Source organism: Pseudomonas sp. B28(2017) (assembly GCF_002113025.1).
Lineage (GTDB): Bacteria > Pseudomonadota > Gammaproteobacteria > Pseudomonadales > Pseudomonadaceae > Aquipseudomonas.
This window is the reverse complement of the sequence record NZ_NEJH01000009.1, coordinates 145,311-160,860: the sequence shown is the minus strand read 5'-3', so window position 1 is coordinate 160,860 and position 15,550 is coordinate 145,311. Positions and strand designations below refer to the sequence as shown.

The window sequence follows — 15,550 nt, the reverse complement described above, 5'->3', positions numbered from 1 at the left end:
TCCGCTCTGATTGTGGCTGTCCATGCAAAAAGGAGCACTGCGATTACGGGAATCCCTGTGCTCGGTCAGATCAAACAGCCAAGGGTTAACTGGAGGCCTCGGCATCGGCTTCGGCGAAGGCTTCACGGGCGAGCCGGAAACTGTCTACGGCAGCGGGGACACCGCAATAAATGCCGACCTGAAGCAATATTTCGCGTATTTGCTCACGACTCAGGCCGTTACGCAAGGCGCCGCGCACATGCAGCTTGAGTTCATGGGGCCGGTTGAGGGCCGAGATCATCGCCAGGTTGATCATGCTGCGCTCCTTGAGCGACAAACCCTCTCGGCCCCAGACGTGACCCCAACAATACTCGGTGACCATTTCCTGCAAGGGACGGGCGAAGTCGTCGGCGTTCTCGATGGAGCGTTTGACGTAGGCCTCGCCCAGCACCTGGGTGCGGATCCTCAGACCTTTTTCGTATTTTTCGTTGTTCATTTGCGTAGCTCCCGTGGGCTCAGAGGCCGCCCATCAAGGTGTATTTGAGTTCCAGGTAGTCCTCAATGCCGTACTTCGACCCTTCACGGCCCAAGCCTGAGGATTTGATGCCGCCGAACGGCGCGACTTCGGTGGAAATCAGCCCTTCGTTGATCCCGACCATGCCGTATTCCAGCGCCTCGCTCATGCGCCAGGCGCGGCCCAGGTCGCGGGTGTAGCAGTAGGCGGCCAGGCCGAATTCGGTGTCGTTGGCCATCTCGACGGCCTGGGCCTCGGTGTCGAAGCGGAACACGGCGGCCAGTGGACCAAAGGTTTCATCGCGGGCGACTTTCATCTGCGTGGTGACGCCTGTGAGCACGGTCGGCTGGAAGAACCCATTGCCCAGCGCATGGCGTTCACCGCCGCACAACAGTTGTGCACCGTGGGCCAGCGCGTCTTGCACGTGGTCTTCGACCTTGGCCACGGCACGCTCGTTGATCAACGGCCCCTGGGTGACACCGGCGTCGAAGCCGCTGCCGACCTTGAGCTGCGAAACCCGCTCGGCCAGGCGCGTCACAAAAGCGTCGTGGATGCCAGCCTGCACCAGGAAGCGGTTGACGCAGACGCAGGTCTGCCCGGCATTGCGGAATTTGGCGATCAGCGCGCCGTCGACGGCACGTTCCAGATCGGCGTCGTCGAAGACAATGAACGGCGCGTTGCCGCCCAGTTCCAGCGAGACTTTTTTCAGGGTCGGCGCGCACTGGGCCATCAGCAGTTTGCCGATGGCGGTGGAACCGGTGAACGACAGTTTGCGCACCAGGCTGCTACCGGTCAGCTCACCGCCGATGGCGATGGCGTCGCCGGTAATCACGTTGAAGATACCTGCTGGAATGCCAGCCTGTTCCGCCAGTGCGGCCATGGCCAGTGCCGAGAACGGTGTTTCCGGAGCCGGCTTGACGATGCACGGGCAACCGGCCGCCAGTGCCGGGCCGGCCTTGCGGGTGATCATCGCCGCCGGGAAGTTCCACGGCGTGATGGCTGCGACGACGCCAATCGGCTCCTTGCTGACCACGATGCGCGCATCGCCCTTGTGGCTGGGAATGGTGTCGCCATAGATGCGCTTGGCCTCTTCGGCGAACCACTCGATGAAGCTCGCGGCGTAGAGGATCTCGCCCTTGGCTTCGGCCAGTGGCTTGCCTTGTTCGAGGGTGAGGATTTCGGCCAGGGCGTCGGCGTTTTCCAGCATCAGCGTGTGCCAGCGCTTGAGCGTATTGCTGCGCTCTTTGGCGGTCAGTGCGCGCCAGGCCGGCCAGGCGTTGTTGGCGGCGTCGATGGCCAGGTGCGCATGCTCGGCGCCGAGGTTCGGTACCTGGCCGATCAGTTCACCGGTTGCCGGGTTGAAGATGTCCTGACAGGCGCCATCCGGCGCGTCCAGCCACTGGCCATTGATGTAGGCTTGCTGACGGAACAATTGCGAAGCTGCTGGGCTCATGCTGGCTCCTGAAAAAAAGAATATGCACCGCGGTACCTGTGGGTTTTGTGTGCAACCGTCAGGTCAGCGCGGGCAGTGGCCCCAGCTTGCCTTTGTGGTAGATCATTGGCGTCACTGGTTGCTCGGGCAGGATCAGGTTCTTCACCGCGCCGACGATGATCGCGTGATCGCCGCCGTCGTATTCGCGCCACAGTTCACACTCGATGATCGCCGTGGCCTTGGCCAGGATCGGGTTGCCCAGTTCGCTCAAGTGCCACTCGATGCCTTTGGCCTTGTCCTTGCCTTTACCGGCGAAGGCATAGGCTTCGGCAGTCTGGTCGGCGGACAGCAGGTGAATCGCGAACTGCTTGCTGTCGCGCAACACCGGGTAGGTGTCGGAGCCGTAGTTGGGGCAGAACAGCACCAGTGCCGGGTCGATCGACAGCGCACTGAAGGCGCTGGCGGTGATGCCGACGATGCCGCCGGCCGGGTCCAGGGTGGTGACCACCGTGACCCCGGACGGAAACGAACTCATCACGTCTTTGTAAATGCCGGGTTCGATCATTTTCCAGGACTCCTAGCGCATCACGAAGGGATCAGGCATCGGTGCCTGGGACAGGTTGATCCACACCGTTTTCAACTCGGTGTAGGCCAGCACTGAATCGATGCCGCTTTCGCGTCCATAGCCACTGTTCTTGAAGCCGCCGATCGGCGCCATGGCCGAGACCGCGCGGTAGGTGTTGACCCAGATGATCCCCGAACGCACGTCCCGGGCCAGGCGATGGGCGCGGCCCAGGTCGCGGGTCCAGATGCCGGCGGCGAGGCCGAACTGCGAGTCGTTGGCAATCGCCAGCGCTTCGGCTTCGTCCTTGAAACGGATGACCGAAGCCACTGGGCCAAAGACTTCTTCCTGCATGATTTTCATCGAATTGCGGTCGCACTCGAACAGCGTCGGTTCGTAGAACCAGCCGTCGCCCAGATTGGCCGGACGCTTGCCGCCCAGGCGCAGGCGTGCACCTTCGGCAATGGCATCGGCCACCAGGCCTTCGACCACGGCCAATTGCTGCGCGGTGGCCATCGGGCCCATTTCGCTGCTGTCGTCCTGCGGGTTACCAATGCGGATGCGCTGGGCGCGTTCAACCAGGCGGCCGACGAATTCGTCGTAGATTTCGTCCTGCACCAGCAAGCGCGAACCGGAAACGCAGCTTTGCCCGGAAGCGGCATAGATCCCGGCGATGGCGCCGTTGATCGCGCTGTCGAGGTCGGCGTCGGCGAAGATGATGTTCGGCGATTTGCCGCCCAGTTCCAGCGACAGCTTGGCGAAGTTCTCCGCACTGCTGCGCACCACATGCCGCGCAGTGGCCGCGCCGCCGGTGAAGGCGATCTTGCGCACCAGCGGATGGCGGGTGAGGGCGGCACCGGTGCTTGGGCCATAACCGGTGACAACGTTGACCACCCCCGGCGGGATCCCTGCTTCAAGCGCCAGGCGCGCCAGTTCGAGAATGGTCGCCGAGGCGTGTTCCGAGGGTTTGATCACGATGGTGTTGCCAGCAGCAAGCGCCGGGGCCAGTTTGATCGCCGTCAGGTACAGCGGGCTGTTCCACGGAATGATCGCGGCCACCACGCCCATGGCTTCGTGCACGGTGTAGGCAAACAGGTCCGGCTTGTCCAGCGGCAGGGTGCCGCCTTCGAGTTTGTCGGCCAGGCCTGCGGTGTAGTGGAAGAACTCCGGCAGATAGCCGACCTGGCCACGGGTTTCGCGGATCAGCTTGCCGTTGTCGCGACTTTCCAGTTGCGCCAGTTGTTCTTTGTTCTCGGCGATCAGGTCGCCCAGGCGTCGCAGCAATTTGCCGCGAGCGGTGGCCGTCAAGCCGCGCCAGGCCGGGCTGTCGAAAGCTGTCTGCGCAGCTTGCACGGCGCGTTCGACATCGGCTTCACCGGCATCGGGCAATTGCGCCCAGGGCTCGGCCAGCGCCGGGTTGAGGCTTTCAAAGGTCTTGCCGGACAGGGCATCGACCCATTCACCGCCGATGCACATCTGGAAACGTGCGAGAGTCATGCAACGATCCCCTTGATCTGGTTTTGATTGGAGTGCGCGGCCTGAAGAAACTCCAGCAACAGCTGGTTGACCAGGCGCGGCGATTCTACGGGCATCATATGCCGTTGCTCGGCGAGTACGGCAACGGTCGCACCGGGAATGTGATCGGCCAGTTGCCTGGCCATTTCCGGGGTCGAGCCCGGGTCCAGTTCGCCGGTGGCGATCAGCGTCGGCACCTTGATGCGGCCCAGGTCGTCGGCACGGTACATGTCCTGGGTGGCAAACAGTTCATAGGTGGTCAGGTAACCCTGCGGGTCGTTACCGGCCAGGGTCTGGCGAATCGCGGCGATCTGCGCCGGGTTCGCGGCCTGGTATTCGCGGCTGAACCAGCGCGACAGGGCCGCTTCGGCGTTCGCGTCCGGCCCGTGTTCGGCGGCCTGGCTGGTGCGGGCGATGACCCCGGCACGCTGTTCGGCGCTGCGGTTGAACACGCTGTTGAGCACCACCAGGCCTTCCAGGCGTTGCGGGTAGTGCAGGGCAAAGGCCCGCGCCACCAGCCCGCCCATGGAAAAGCCGATCACCGTTGCCTTTGGCAATTGCAGGTGGTCGAGCAGCTCCAGCAACTGGTCGGCATAGCCGAGCAGCTGCGTGCCGATCGAAGGTCGCGGACTGGCGCCATGGCCGAGCATGTCGTAGGCGATGACGCGGTACTTCGTGGCCAGGCCAACGATCTGGCCGCCCCACATTTCTTTGTTCAGGCCCACGCCGTGGATCAAGACCACGGGCTGGCCTTGGCCGGTCGCCAGGTAACTGGTGCCAGCCGGGGTGAGTTCAGCGGTGAGCCGAATCATGGAGCGCTCCTGCAATGCCTTCTTGTTGTCGTTCTGCTGGCCGGTTACTGGGCTTTTTCGGCTGCCAGTTCTTCCAGATCGATGTAGCGGTTGCCGATGCGCGGGTGCAGGCGGCCGCCGTCGGCGCAACCCAGGACCACGACGATTTCGTCGGCCCGTGGTGCGTCTTCGATCTGCATTTCCAGGGTGATGTAGTGCGAGCGCAGGCCTTCGTCGTCCTTGTGCATCATCGGGATCTGGATCGAGGTGCCCGGGCCGCCGCGCTTGTTGGTGAAGCTCAGGTAGCTCTTGGCCTTGACCGCTTCGCGGTAATGGTTGCCGAAGCGCAGGGTGTGGATCACCGCCGAAGCGTGTTCGATTTCGCCATCGGCGCCGACCACGGCCGCCTTGCCGTAAGCCTCGATCTTCTCGGCGCCGCCGATGATGCCCACCAGGCGCTCAACCATCAGTGCACCGAGGTCGGAGCAGTTGGCGCGGATCTGTGGTTTCAGGTCTTCGACAAAACCGTTGCCCAGCCAGGGGTTTTTCATCACCACGGCCAGACCGGCCATGGTCACGGGCTTATCGGTGGCTTTGCCGCCTTCAATAAAGGTTTCTTCGACATAGCTGACGATCTTGCGGATTTCGAAACTCATGAGCTGCTCCGTAGAGGTTTGGGTGTCTGTGCGTCTGATGGTATACCATAATACCGGAAGCACAAGTCCCCGAACGGAGTTTCTGGCTGGATGGTGATAAAAAGCGTGCGGCGAGGCGCTATGCGTGGTGGGAAGGATTTATAAAAGACGTAAAAAACCCGGCGGGTGAGGCCGGGTTTCGTTGAGTCCTGCGCTAAAGCATTGCATTCAGACAGCGCGGCTTTCGATCAGGCGGTCAGAACCACCTTCGGCGACGCGGTTCTGCAGCAGCTTGTCGGAACCACCTTCGGCAACGCGGTTCTGCAGCAGCTTGTCGGAACCGCCTTCAGCGACGCGGTTCTGCAGCAGCTTGTCGGAACCGCCTTCAGCGACGCGGTTCTGCAGCAGCTTGTCGGAACCGCCTTCGGCAACACGTTTCTCCAGCAGACGATCCGAGCCACCTTCAGCCACACGATTCTCGATCAGACGATCGGAGCCACCCTCGGCCACACGGCTTTCAATCAGACGATCCGAGCCGCCTTCAGCGACCACAGGTTGAGCAGAAGTTGCGGCAAAAGCGTTAACTGCGAAAACCGAGAAAGCGATGCCGAGGAGGGTCTGGCGTTTCATGATGGTGTGCTCCGGGGTGCTGATGGGTTGGTATGGAGCAGATGTTACGCCGTGGATTTTTTAAGAGAACTTCATTGAATCAATGGTGACTATCGACGCAGTCAATGGATGATTTAGTGATCTTTGTGGGAGCGGGGGTGTTATCTGGAAATAAGCCCATGATCGATGGCGTACTTGACCAGTGCCGCCGGCTTGTCGATGTTGAGCTTGCGGCGAATGCTCAAGCGGTGTGTCTCCACTGTGCGCACGCTGATATCCAGTTCCCGGGCCATTTCCTTGTTGTTCAGGCCTTGCGCCATCTTCGACAGCACCTGGCTTTCCCTCGGGGTCAGTTCGTTGTCGGTGTTCCTGTCGGCGATCAGTCGCTGGGCTATTTCCGCACTGTAGAAGGTTCCGCCACTGCTGATGGCTTCGATGGCGGCGATGATTTCACGTGACGGGGCGTTCTTGAGCACGTAGCCGCTGGCGCCGGAGCGCACTGATTCACTGACGTACTCGTAATTGTCGTACATGCTCAGCACCAGCACCTTGAGCGACGGGTACTGGCTGCGCAGCACGCGGGTCAGCTCCAGGCCGTTCATGTCCGGCAGGCTGATGTCGACCAGCAGCAGATCGGGCTGGCAGCGTCCGACCATCGCGATGGCTTCGGCGCCGTTTTCCGCTTCGCCGACCACTTCCAGGGGCGACATCACGGCCAGTAGCGCCTTGATGCCGTCGCGGACCAGGGAGTGATCGTCGACCAGGGCGACGCGGATCGGAGAGGGCAGGTTCATCGCAGGTATTCACTCTTGTAGTTTTGGGCCGGGTCAGCCTTTTGCGCCTGGTTTCATTGGCAGCAGTACGTCCAGCTCACTTCTGCCCGGCATCGAAATCAAATCGAAGCGCCCGCCAAAATGTTCGACGCGTTCGCGGATGTTACGCAAGCCAATGCCGGCCTGGCGACGCTCGACCTGGGCAACGTTGAAGCCGATACCGTCATCGACCACCGTCAGCCGCACCGATTGTTCGCAACCGCGCAGGGTAATGGACACGTGCTTCGCCCGGGCGTGGCGTTCGATATTGGTCAGGCCTTCCTGCACGATGCGGAACAATGCGACGGCGGCACCGTCGACCAGTTGGCAGTCGAATTCATTTTCGTCATAGGTCACGGTCAGCCCGCTGCGCTGCTCGAATTCCGTGGCCAATTGGCCGATGGCCGCCGGTAGGCCGAGGGTGTCGAGCAAGGATGAGCGCAGGTCGTGGGAGAGGCTGCGGACTTCACCGATGGCATCGCCCAGGCGCTCGGTGGCGTCTTTCAGCGTGTTCAGGCCCTTGTCGTGGGCTTGTCCGCTTTCCAGCAGATGGCTTGCCAGTTCGAACTGGAACTTGATCGAGACCAGCACCTGGCTGATGCCGTCGTGCAGCTCGCGGGACACCCGTGATCGTTCTTCCTCCTGCAGGCTGACGATGCGTTGGGTCAGGCGCTGCAGTTTTTTGTCCGCCAGGCGATGTTCGCTGACATTGAGGGTCATGCCCGTGGCGAAGACGAACAGCACCGCGACGAGGGCAACCACGGCAATCGCCATCATGGTCTTGCGGATGCCCATGGCCACTTCGGCACGGGCCTGCTGGGTGGCGCGTTCGACGTCTTCAAGGTAGATGCCGGTGCCGAGCATCCAGCCCCAGCGATCGAGCATCACCACGTAGGCGAGCTTGTCGGTCACCTGGCCGGAGGAGGGTTTGTTCCAGGCGTAGCGTTGAAAGCCTTCGCCCGATTGCGCGCTTTTGAGCAGTGCTTGAATCACCGGCAGGCCGTGGGGGTCTTTCATGTCCCACAGGTATTGCCCCACCAGCTCCGACTGCCGTGCATGCATCAGGCTGCGGCCTTCGTGGTCGTAGACGAAGAAATAGCCGTTGATGCCGAAGCTGAGTTTACGCAGTTCTTCCAGCACTCGTTGCTGGGCATGGGCATCGCCGTGGCCGTCGTCATACAGCGGCGCGATCAGGCTTTGCGCCATTTCCACGTAGTTTTTCAGTTCCGCGCGCTTGCTCGCCAGAATGCTGTCTTCGATCAGTTGCGCCTGCTGATCGCCCAATTGGCGGTTGAGGGAAATCACCAGCGCGCAGATGACGGCAATGGCCAGCACCAGCGGCAGAATCCCGAGGGCGACGATCTTGTGTTTGAGCTGCATGTTGACTCCTGCCCGCGCGAAGGCTCGGCATCATATGCCAAAGATACGACGGGCCTGTAGCGTTGCTGGACGGAATGACCGGTGGCCGGGATGCCATTCAGTTGAAATACAAAACCTGTGTGGGCTTGCCCGCTCCCACAGGAGGTCGGTGGCATCTACGTAGAACTACGTAGATGCCACGTACGTAGTAACGCGGATTTATTTGTGGACGGCATGCGCAGATATTGGGCCAGCTCCGCATCGCGGACACAATTATAAAAATTACCGCCGCAGTCACGAGCTGTCGGCAGGAGACCCTCTATGCCCCGTCTGGCTAAACACCTCGCCTGGTTTGCCGTGGCTGTCCTGGGAGCGATTGCGCTGAGTGTCGTGGCCCTGCGCCGCGGTGAAGCGATCAACGCCCTGTGGATCGTAGTCGCAGCCGTCGCCATCTACCTCGTTGCCTACCGCTATTACAGCCTGTTCATCGCCAATAAAGTGATGCAGCTCGACCCTAATCGGGCGACTCCGGCTGTGCTCAACAATGACGGTCTGGACTACGTACCGACCAACAAACACGTACTCTTCGGTCACCACTTCGCGGCCATCGCCGGTGCAGGCCCGCTGGTCGGCCCGGTACTGGCGGCGCAGATGGGCTACCTGCCCGGCACGCTGTGGCTGATTGCCGGCGTGGTGCTGGCCGGTGCGGTGCAGGACTTCATGGTCCTGTTCATGTCCACCCGCCGTAACGGCCGGTCCCTGGGCGACATGGTCCGTGAAGAAATGGGCCGCATCCCCGGCACCATCGCACTGTTCGGTTGCTTCCTGATCATGATCATCATCCTCGCGGTGCTGGCGCTGATCGTGGTGAAGGCGCTGGCCGATAGCCCGTGGGGCATGTTTACGGTGATGGCGACCATTCCGATCGCGATGTTCATGGGCATTTACATGCGCTACATCCGCCCGGGCCGCATCGGCGAAATCTCGGTGATCGGCGTGGTGCTGCTGCTCGGTTCGATCTGGCTGGGCGGGCAGATTGCCGCGGACCCGGTGTGGGCCAAGGCCTTTACCTTTACCGGTGTGCAGATCACCTGGATGCTGATCGGCTACGGTTTTGTCGCGGCGGTGTTGCCGGTGTGGCTGATCCTGGCACCGCGTGACTACCTCTCCACCTTCCTGAAAATCGGCACCATTGTCGCCCTGGCCATCGGCATCCTGGTGACCATGCCCGAGCTGAAAATGCCGGCCCTGACCCAGTTCATTGATGGAACCGGCCCGGTATGGAAGGGCGGTCTGTTCCCGTTCCTGTTCATCACCATCGCCTGTGGCGCGGTGTCGGGCTTCCATGCGCTGATCGCTTCCGGCACCACGCCGAAGCTGCTCGCCAGTGAAGGGCATGCCCGTTACATCGGTTACGGCGGCATGCTGATGGAATCGTTCGTGGCCATCATGGCCATGGTCGCCGCGTCGGTGATCGATCCGGGCGTGTACTTCGCCATGAACAGCCCGGCTGCCGTGGTGGGTGCCGATGCGGTTGCCGTTGCGCAAGCGGTCAGCAACTGGGGCTTCGCGATTACCCCGGAAGCCCTGCAAGCGGTGGCTCACGACATCGGTGAGACCACCATCCTGGCCCGTGCCGGTGGTGCGCCGACCCTGGCGGTGGGGATCGCGCAGATCCTGCACCACGTGTTGCCGGGCGAGAATACCATGGCGTTCTGGTACCACTTCGCGATCCTGTTCGAAGCGCTGTTCATCCTCACTGCTGTCGACGCCGGTACCCGTGCCGGGCGCTTCATGCTCCAGGACCTGCTCGGCTCGTTCGTGCCGGCCCTGCGCCGCACCGAATCCTGGACTGCCAACCTGATTGCCACCGCCGGTTGCGTGGCCATGTGGGGTTATCTGCTGTACCAGGGCGTGATTGACCCATTGGGCGGCATCAACACCCTGTGGCCGCTGTTCGGTATCTCCAACCAGATGCTGGCCGGTATCGCGCTGATGCTCGGCACCGTGGTACTGATCAAGATGAAACGCCAACGCTACGTCTGGGTCACCATGCTGCCCGCCGTGTGGCTGCTGATCTGCACCACCACCGCCGGCTTCATCAAGCTGTTCGATGCCAACCCGGCGATCGGCTTCCTGGCCCTGGCCAAGAAATACAGCGATGCGCTGGCCACCGGTCAGGTGCTGGCCCCGGCCAAGAGCATCGACCAGATGCAGCACGTGATCTTCAACGCCTACACCAACGCAACGCTGACCGCGCTGTTCCTGTTCGTGGTGTTCAGCATCCTGTTCTATGCGCTCAAGGTTGGTATCTCCGCCTGGGGCAGCAAGGAACGTACGGATAAAGAAGCGCCATTCCAGGCCGTGCCGAATGCATAGGCGAGGAGGGCAGCATGTTCAATGACCTGAGTCGCCTGGGTAAATACCTCGGTCAGGCTGCGCGCCTGATGGTCGGCATGCCCGACTACGACAACTACGTCGAGCACATGCAGACCAAACACCCGGACAAACCGGTGATGGACTACGAGGCGTTCTTCCGCGAGCGCCAGGAGGCCCGTTACGGCAGTAAAGCCGGACCGAAGTGCTGTTGAGCGAAACAAAAAACCGGCTGAAAGGCCGGTTTTTTATTGCGCGCAGGAGCGTCCTGAAGGTTTCAGGCCGCGTGGCAATCCGAATCGTCACCACCACTTTTATCCGGGGTCATGGAAGTGCTGTCCACCTTTTGACCATGGGGCTGAGGATCCGGCCTGGCGATCTTGAGCGCACGGTCGGCAACCTTGGCGTTATGCATCAGGCGACAGAACACGGCGGCGACGATGATCGACAGCAATGTCCAGATGACAATGATTTTGAGGAGCATGGCGAAACCTCTTGCGGCAAACGATCCTTCCAATCGCCAACATCCTTGTAGCAAATAACAATAGTGCATTGTGGCAGGTGTTCATGATCTTGCCGATGCTCTTGCGAGCTGCTGCAGCTTCGTGCTGATTTGAACTGTTTATCAGCTATCTCCCCGGTGGCAGCGACAGTTTCCCGGACCGGTACTTTAATGGATGTTCTGGAGCGACTGATCACGGGGCTGTCATAGCCTTGAGGCTATGGATCCCATACCGAAAAGCTATTTCATCAATCGGTGATCCGGATCCACGCTCAAAGGTGGTTAGCTGAAAACAAAATAAAGAGGAGATGCCATGTCAACTGAATCGAAATGCCCGTTCAATCACGCCGCTGGCGGTGGCACGACGAACCGCGACTGGTGGCCGAACCAACTGAACCTGAAGATCCTGAGTCAGCACTCGCCCAAGTCTGACCCGTTGGGGGGCGACTTCAACTACGCCGAAGCCTTCAAGAGCCTGGACTTCCAGGCGTTGAAAAAAGACCTGACTGCGCTGATGACCGATTCCCAGGACTGGTGGCCGGCGGACTTCGGTCACTATGGGCCTTTCTTTATCCGCATGTCCTGGCACGCCGCTGGTACCTATCGCACCGGTGACGGCCGGGGCGGCGCCGGTTCCGGCCAGCAACGCTTTGCACCGCTCAACAGCTGGCCGGACAACGTCAGCCTCGACAAGGCCCGTCGGTTGCTTTGGCCGATCAAGCAAAAGTACGGTAACAAAATCTCCTGGGCCGACCTGATCGTCCTCGCCGGTAACGTCGCACTGGAGTCCATGGGCTTCAAGACCTTTGGTTTTTCCGGTGGCCGCCCGGATGTCTGGGAACCGGACGAAGACGTTTACTGGGGCTCGGAAAGCAAGTGGCTGGGTGGCGACGTGCGTTATGGCAAGGATGCCGGGCAAAATCCCGTAGAGCGCACTCTGGAAACTCCCCTCGCAGCCGTGCAGATGGGCCTGATTTACGTAAACCCGGAGGGCCCTGAAGGCAATTCTGATCCGGTTGCCGCCGGGATAGACATCCGTGAAACCTTTGCGCGCATGGCAATGAATGACGAGGAAACCGTCGCGCTGATCGCGGGCGGTCACGCCTTTGGCAAAACCCACGGTGCCGGTCCCGTCGATCATGTCGGACCTGAGCCCGAAGCCGCCGGCCTCGAACTGCAGGGCCTGGGCTGGAAGAGTACGTTCGGTACCGGTAAAGGTGGCGACACCATCTCCAGCGGCCTGGAAGTGACCTGGACGACCACGCCAACCCAGTGGAGCAACAACTACCTGGAGAACCTGTTCGGCTATGAGTGGGAGCTGACCAAGAGCCCGGCGGGGGCCAACCAGTGGAAGCCGAAAGGCGGTGCTGGCGCCGGCACCATTCCGGATGCCTTTGACCCGTCAAAACGGCGTGATCCGACCATGCTGACCACGGACCTGTCGCTACGCTTCGACCCGATCTATGAACCGATTTCCCGGCGCTTCCTGGCCAATCCGGACCAGTTGGCCGACGCCTTCGCCCGTGCCTGGTACAAGCTGATTCACCGTGACATGGGCCCGCTCTCGCGCTACCTCGGCCCGGAAATGCCGAACGAAGAGCTGCTGTGGCAAGACCCGATTCCTGCCGTCGATCATCCGCTGGTCAATGACAGCGACGTGGCAGGCCTGAAAAGCAAGGTGCTGGCGTCCGGCCTGTCGGTCTCGCAGCTTGTATCGACGGCGTGGGCAGCGGCTTCCAGCTTCCGTGGCTCCGACAAACGCGGCGGTGCCAATGGTGGGCGTCTGCGCCTGGCACCGCAAAAGTCCTGGGAGGCCAACCAGCCGGCGCAACTGGCCAATGTGCTGGCCAAACTCGAAGGCATCCAGAAGGAGTTCAATAGCGCGCAAACCGGTGGCAAGAAAATCTCCCTGGCCGACCTGATCGTGCTCGCCGGTGGCGCGGGTGTCGAACAGGCTGCGAAAAACGCCGGCCACAGTGTGACGGTGCCATTCAGCCCGGGACGCATGGATGCCAGTCAGGAACAGACCGATGTCGATTCCTTCGGTTTCCTTGAACCGATTGCCGACGGCTTCCGTAATTACCTGAAGCAACAGTACCGTGTGCCGGCCGAAAAATTGCTGATCGACAAGGCACAACTGCTGACGCTCAGTGCGCCGGAAATGACGGTATTGCTGGGTGGGCTGCGGGTGTTGAACACCAATGTCGGGCAGACCCGGCATGGCGTGTTCACTCAACGGCCGGAGACGCTGACCAACGACTTCTTCACCAACCTGCTGGATATGGGCGTGGAGTGGAAGCCCGTGTCGGATGCCCAGCAAGAGTATGAAGGGCGTGATCGCAAAACCGGTGCAGTGAAGTGGACGGGCACCCGGGTTGACCTGGTCTTCGGTTCGAACGCGCAGTTGCGTGCGCTGGCCGAAGTCTATGCCTGCGCCGATGCGCAGCAGAAGTTCGTCAAGGACTTCGTCGCCGCGTGGACCAAAGTGATGAACCTGGACCGATTCGATCTGAAATAGGGGAGGTTGTCGTAACGTTGGTATTGCCGGCAAAAAAGTAGCTCGGCTCGCCCTCCGGCTCCTACATCAGCGGAGGGCCTCCGGCGACCATGAACCTTGGCGATCATGGCCCGGGCCTTGATGAAAGCTCAATGGTGTCGAGCGCGGGTCAGCTTTCAATAAATGAGAGGTTCTGTTCTCGAATGGCACGAGCAGCATCATCGTATAAAAACGGGAGAAACATATAACGGCGACCTTGGGTTACAGGAGTGGCTTCGTGCAAAAGTGAACACGAAAACACCACAGCCCCTCCTGTTGGAGCGTTGTAAAGTACTTTTCCATACTCTGGGAAATGCAGAAAACCACCTTCGTACTCTCCCGAATTGAGAAACAGGGAAACGGCAAAACGGCGATGCGCCGTACCCTTTGTGGTGTTATCCCTATGGGGCCGGAAATGCCCGCCTTCCTCGCTGTTGTAGCAGGCCACCAGATAGCGCTCCATTCGAGTGGCATTGAACTGGAACGCTTTATGTAACTCTGGAAGCAGACGGTTGGCTATACGCAATGCACAGGCTTTGGATAGAGCCTCGTCTTCAATAGCGCAGTCGCGACGTCGTTTGTGGTTATGGTCAGTGATCTGGACGGTTTTACCCGACTGCTCTGTCATGAACCCGGATTCCTCTCCGCCGCGTTCGTCGTAATAACTTATCAGTGCTTTACACAGCGAGGGCTCGAATATACGGGGAACCACCAGGACCGGTGCGTGTGGAGTGGCGGCGCGTGGCGGAGCCGGTGCGGGCAATCTATCCAGAAAGCGCATCAACGAGGGGACATGGTTATCAACCGGTATTTCTATCGGGACGACGGCCAGGACACGCAGCGCAGGATCCAGCACATAGGTGACTTGCCTGATGCTGCCGTCTGGTTGCAATGTACCGTAGAGCTTGCAGACTGACCGATCGAAATCCCAGATGAAGCGCATGCCAGGTATCGAGCTTTCCACCCGCTTGAGCTTCTCATCATCCGGATCTACAGAAACACCAAAGAAGCAGACTTGATCATCATTGAACCGCTGGCGATGGGCCTGGATACCTTCCAGGACTTTAGTTGATGCAGGATCAGCCGCGGACCCAAAAAAACAAAGCACGACATATCGACCGGCAATCGTGTCGAAACAAAAGCGTTCTCTTAGTTGAGTGCGGCAATGGAACCAAGGGGCTGGCTGACCGACTGAAAATGCTGTGGCGCGCATCACAACTCCTTGCCGGTTGGCAGTGGATCGCTGGCAGGAAGAACTCCAGGCACTCGAGCTTGCAGGTAAAGCTAGTCCAGTCTGGTTGAAGCTGCCTGGAGCGCTGATGGCGGCTCTTCATCCAGGCTAGTCATACCTCGGCATCGGCAGACCAGGCCTCGATCACCGATTGCAGGAACTGCTCCGACAGTCGAGGGTTGTCCAGGGCCCTGGCGATCAGTATTGCCCCGGTGATCGATGACAGGATGCGCAAGGCTTCCTGGTGCTTTTGCTCATCGGTTTCGCCGTCGACCAGTGGCATCAGCGTTTCGATCAGGGTCTGCACGCCTTTGGTGAACGAGTGGCTGACGGCACCGCCGTTGCGTGCGACATCGGCCCCCAGGGCGGGGATCGGGCAGCCTTCGGTCCAATTGGTCAGGTGGGCCTGTGTCAGGTAACCCTTGAGCAATTCGGGGATGGATTTGGCCGCTCGCCAGTCTTCGATGTTGGTTTCGAACGTGCGGCTCACAGCCTCCGACGCCAACTGCTCCTTGCCACCGGGGAACTGTCCGTAAAAGCCGCCATGGGTCAGGCCCACCGAGCGGGAAAGCTCGCCAATGCCAATGCCGTCGATGCCTTTTTCCCGGTACATCTTCGAGGCCGCGCCGAGGATCGCTTCCTTGTTGGCTGCTGCCTGGTCTTTCGTCACTTTCATGAGTGGGTCCTGTCATCCGAT

At 60.6% G+C, this 15,550-nt stretch carries 15 protein-coding genes; 3 read left to right on the top strand and 12 right to left on the bottom strand.

All coding sequences use genetic code 11. The annotated features are described in order from the left end of the window. Positions 1–85: 85 nt before the first annotated feature. The 9 genes from CAF65_RS21260 to CAF65_RS21220 all read right to left on the bottom strand — a co-directional run bounded on the left by CAF65_RS21260 (position 86) and on the right by CAF65_RS21220 (position 8,229). Complete coding sequence (locus CAF65_RS21260) at positions 86–475, bottom strand: carboxymuconolactone decarboxylase family protein (RefSeq protein WP_085718061.1); 390 nt, start codon at positions 473–475, stop codon at positions 86–88. A gap of 19 nt (positions 476–494) precedes the next feature. Then, positions 495–1,946 carry an NAD-dependent succinate-semialdehyde dehydrogenase gene (locus CAF65_RS21255; RefSeq protein WP_085718060.1) on the bottom strand — a complete coding sequence of 484 codons (1,452 nt, stop codon included), beginning with the start codon at positions 1,944–1,946 and terminating at the stop codon, positions 495–497. A 58-nt stretch (positions 1,947–2,004) separates the two neighbouring features. Next, complete coding sequence (locus tag CAF65_RS21250; RefSeq protein WP_085718059.1) at positions 2,005–2,490, bottom strand: flavin reductase family protein; 486 nt, start codon at positions 2,488–2,490, stop codon at positions 2,005–2,007. Between the two features lie 12 nt (positions 2,491–2,502). Beyond that, positions 2,503–3,984, bottom strand: a complete 1,482-nt coding sequence (locus tag CAF65_RS21245; protein WP_085718058.1) for an aldehyde dehydrogenase — start codon at positions 3,982–3,984, stop codon at positions 2,503–2,505. Then, positions 3,981–4,814, bottom strand: coding sequence for an alpha/beta fold hydrolase (locus tag CAF65_RS21240; protein WP_085718057.1), 834 nt, complete (start codon positions 4,812–4,814; stop codon positions 3,981–3,983). Before CAF65_RS21240 ends, CAF65_RS21245 begins: the two co-directional genes overlap by 4 nt. 44 nt (positions 4,815–4,858) lie before the next feature. Further along, complete coding sequence (locus CAF65_RS21235; protein ID WP_085718056.1) at positions 4,859–5,449, bottom strand: amino acid synthesis family protein; 591 nt, start codon at positions 5,447–5,449, stop codon at positions 4,859–4,861. 207 nt (positions 5,450–5,656) lie between these two features. Then, entirely contained in the window at positions 5,657–6,058 is a 402-nt protein-coding gene (locus CAF65_RS21230; RefSeq protein ID WP_085718055.1) for a hypothetical protein, read from the bottom strand. Between the two features lie 140 nt (positions 6,059–6,198). Beyond that, the gene (locus CAF65_RS21225; protein ID WP_085718054.1) at positions 6,199–6,831 is read right to left on the bottom strand and encodes a response regulator transcription factor; all 633 of its coding nucleotides are present in this window, start codon (positions 6,829–6,831) and stop codon (positions 6,199–6,201) included. A gap of 33 nt (positions 6,832–6,864) precedes the next feature. Further along, on the bottom strand, positions 6,865–8,229 hold the full coding sequence (locus tag CAF65_RS21220; RefSeq protein ID WP_085718053.1) for a cache domain-containing protein: 1,365 nt from the start codon (positions 8,227–8,229) through the stop codon (positions 6,865–6,867). Between the two features lie 300 nt (positions 8,230–8,529). Here CAF65_RS21220 and CAF65_RS21215 point away from each other — a divergent pair, with 300 nt between their 5' ends. After that, complete coding sequence (locus tag CAF65_RS21215; protein WP_085718052.1) at positions 8,530–10,587, top strand: carbon starvation CstA family protein; 2,058 nt, start codon at positions 8,530–8,532, stop codon at positions 10,585–10,587. Between the two features lie 14 nt (positions 10,588–10,601). Then, entirely contained in the window at positions 10,602–10,799 is a 198-nt protein-coding gene (locus CAF65_RS21210; protein WP_007976534.1) for a YbdD/YjiX family protein, read from the top strand. Between the two features lie 62 nt (positions 10,800–10,861). Here CAF65_RS21210 and CAF65_RS21205 read toward each other — a convergent pair whose 3' ends face one another. Beyond that, the gene (locus CAF65_RS21205; protein WP_085718051.1) at positions 10,862–11,068 is read right to left on the bottom strand and encodes a hypothetical protein; all 207 of its coding nucleotides are present in this window, start codon (positions 11,066–11,068) and stop codon (positions 10,862–10,864) included. 331 nt (positions 11,069–11,399) lie between these two features. Between CAF65_RS21205 and katG the strand changes: the two genes are divergently transcribed. Further along, a complete protein-coding gene (gene katG, locus CAF65_RS21200) occupies positions 11,400–13,604 on the top strand; it encodes a catalase/peroxidase HPI (RefSeq protein WP_085718050.1) in 2,205 nt (734 codons plus the stop codon). A 148-nt stretch (positions 13,605–13,752) separates the two neighbouring features. On the opposite strand, the gene CAF65_RS21195 is transcribed toward katG, so the two are convergent. Both CAF65_RS21195 and CAF65_RS21190 read right to left on the bottom strand, forming a co-directional pair. After that, complete coding sequence (locus tag CAF65_RS21195) at positions 13,753–14,835, bottom strand: redoxin domain-containing protein (RefSeq protein ID WP_085718049.1); 1,083 nt, start codon at positions 14,833–14,835, stop codon at positions 13,753–13,755. A 130-nt stretch (positions 14,836–14,965) separates the two neighbouring features. Further along, positions 14,966–15,529, bottom strand: a complete 564-nt coding sequence (locus CAF65_RS21190; protein ID WP_085718048.1) for a TetR/AcrR family transcriptional regulator — start codon at positions 15,527–15,529, stop codon at positions 14,966–14,968. Positions 15,530–15,550 lie beyond the last annotated feature (21 nt).

Coding starts and splice junctions, on each gene's coding strand:
- CAF65_RS21260 (WP_085718061.1), bottom strand. CDS start 475: ATGAACAACGAAAAATACGAAAAAGGTCTGAGGATCCGCACCCAGGTG.
- CAF65_RS21255 (WP_085718060.1), bottom strand. CDS start 1,946: ATGAGCCCAGCAGCTTCGCAATTGTTCCGTCAGCAAGCCTACATCAAT.
- CAF65_RS21250 (WP_085718059.1), bottom strand. CDS start 2,490: ATGATCGAACCCGGCATTTACAAAGACGTGATGAGTTCGTTTCCGTCC.
- CAF65_RS21245 (WP_085718058.1), bottom strand. CDS start 3,984: ATGACTCTCGCACGTTTCCAGATGTGCATCGGCGGTGAATGGGTCGAT.
- CAF65_RS21240 (WP_085718057.1), bottom strand. CDS start 4,814: ATGATTCGGCTCACCGCTGAACTCACCCCGGCTGGCACCAGTTACCTG.
- CAF65_RS21235 (WP_085718056.1), bottom strand. CDS start 5,449: ATGAGTTTCGAAATCCGCAAGATCGTCAGCTATGTCGAAGAAACCTTT.
- CAF65_RS21230 (WP_085718055.1), bottom strand. CDS start 6,058: ATGAAACGCCAGACCCTCCTCGGCATCGCTTTCTCGGTTTTCGCAGTT.
- CAF65_RS21225 (WP_085718054.1), bottom strand. CDS start 6,831: ATGAACCTGCCCTCTCCGATCCGCGTCGCCCTGGTCGACGATCACTCC.
- CAF65_RS21220 (WP_085718053.1), bottom strand. CDS start 8,229: ATGCAGCTCAAACACAAGATCGTCGCCCTCGGGATTCTGCCGCTGGTG.
- CAF65_RS21215 (WP_085718052.1), top strand. CDS start 8,530: ATGCCCCGTCTGGCTAAACACCTCGCCTGGTTTGCCGTGGCTGTCCTG.
- CAF65_RS21210 (WP_007976534.1), top strand. CDS start 10,602: ATGTTCAATGACCTGAGTCGCCTGGGTAAATACCTCGGTCAGGCTGCG.
- CAF65_RS21205 (WP_085718051.1), bottom strand. CDS start 11,068: ATGCTCCTCAAAATCATTGTCATCTGGACATTGCTGTCGATCATCGTC.
- katG (WP_085718050.1), top strand. CDS start 11,400: ATGTCAACTGAATCGAAATGCCCGTTCAATCACGCCGCTGGCGGTGGC.
- CAF65_RS21195 (WP_085718049.1), bottom strand. CDS start 14,835: ATGCGCGCCACAGCATTTTCAGTCGGTCAGCCAGCCCCTTGGTTCCAT.
- CAF65_RS21190 (WP_085718048.1), bottom strand. CDS start 15,529: ATGAAAGTGACGAAAGACCAGGCAGCAGCCAACAAGGAAGCGATCCTC.